1 protein-coding gene is annotated in these 977 nt (G+C 32.4%); it reads left to right on the top strand.

All coding sequences use genetic code 11. The annotated features are described in order from the left end of the window. Nucleotides 1–977, top strand: a 977-nt coding sequence (locus tag NNN64_RS22825; protein WP_271442882.1) for an ATP-dependent nuclease, incomplete at both ends; no start/stop codon positions are given.

Genomic DNA, 977 nt, shown 5'->3' with positions numbered 1-977 from the left:
GTCAAAAATTACACGTTCGATTATGAAAAAAATTCTTATGAAGAAATTGGGTATGCCTCTATAGGGTTGCATAGGGTTTTTCAGTCATGTATGCCAAAACCCATATTTATTAAAGCAATGCCTACTGAAGAGGAAGCTAAGAAGACACTAAATGAAATATTAAAAACCATGGCCGAAAGTACTTTGAAAGTTGCTGAACTTCAGGAATTAGAAGATGCTAGGGCTAAAATAAAAGAACTTCAAGATAAAATGTATAACACAGAAACAATTGCATCTTATCAAGATTCCGTAAATGATTATTTTAAGAAAATATTTGATGATACTCGTATAGCATTTAAAGATATAAAAGAACGATTAGCGTGGACAGAAAACAAACTTGGGAAAGAATTTGATATAGAGTTTGTCAAGACTACAATTGATGGAGAAAGAGATGATGAAATTCCTTGTTCACACAATAGTGTAGGCCATGGAACAATTCGCACAGCTATTTTCACATTATTGTTAATGAAAGATGTAGCTGAAAAATTCGAAAGGAGAGCTGGTAGGAAAGATTATATGGTTCTTTTTGAGGAGCCAGAGCTTTTCCTTTATCCAAAAATGGTTAAGGAGTTAAGGGAGCTAATTTATCAAGTAAGTACTGAAGATTTACCTTATCAAGTGCTATGTGCTTCTCATTCACCAACAATGATCGACATATCTAAACCAAAATCTTCAATAATTAGACTTGTTAAAACCAGTAACGGGACTAAAATATTCCAAATAAACGATTCTTTTTTAAAAGAAGCAAAAGATATAAAAACAGATGAAGAGCTCAAACAAGAAATGTATGAGGTTCTTAGGTTCAATCCATTTATGTGCGAATCGTTTTATGCTGATGAGGTAGTACTTATCGAAGGGCCTACAGAGGAAATTATCTCAAGAGCCTATTTACAGGAACAACAAACTAACAAAAATATATTTATATTAAATTGTGGTAC

The sequence above is a fragment of the Citrobacter sp. Igbk 14 genome, assembly GCF_028069825.1.
Taxonomy (GTDB): domain Bacteria; phylum Pseudomonadota; class Gammaproteobacteria; order Enterobacterales; family Enterobacteriaceae; genus Citrobacter.
Note: the sequence above shows the minus strand (reverse complement) of the source record. Positions and strands in the feature narration are given on the sequence as shown.